Source organism: Pseudomonas persica (assembly GCF_900291015.1).
GTDB lineage: Bacteria > Pseudomonadota > Gammaproteobacteria > Pseudomonadales > Pseudomonadaceae > Aquipseudomonas.
Genome location: NZ_OLKL01000071.1, coordinates 1 through 494 on the forward strand (window position 1 = coordinate 1; position 494 = coordinate 494).

1 protein-coding gene is annotated in these 494 nt (G+C 61.1%); it reads right to left on the reverse strand.

The annotated features are described in order from the left end of the window. On the reverse strand, positions 1–494 hold a 494-nt coding region (locus tag FQ664_RS27335; protein WP_178091058.1), incomplete at both ends, for an immunoglobulin-like domain-containing protein.

The window sequence follows — 494 nt, forward strand, 5'->3', positions numbered from 1 at the left end:
CCCTCGACCACGCTTTGCGTAGCGGTCAGGGTGACCGTAGTGGTGTCGATGGTATCGGTAACCTTGGTCACGGCAGCGGTGCTGCTGACATCCAGTTTCTCGAAGTCACCGCCGGTGGTACCGGTGATGGTCACGCTGAGGTCTTCAGCATCGACGTACACGTCGTCGCTCGGCGCATCGATGGTGATCGAGGCTTCTTTCGAGCCGGCGGCGATGGTGATGCTTTCACCGTTGCTCAGCTTGATCACCAGGTCGGTACCGGCCTTGTTGGTCAAGGTGGCGGTGTAGGTGATCTTGCCGCCTTCGGCCACGGTGTCCGTCGCGGTCAGGGTGAGCGCAGTGGCGTCCGGGGTAGCCGGGTTGTCAGTGACGGTTGTCACCGGCTCGCCCACCGCCACGGTCTTCTCGTAGTTACCGCCCGAGATATCGGTGATCTTGTTGGTCAGGTCCAGGTTGGTGTTGTGGACGTTGTTCGGCGCGGTGAACGGTACATA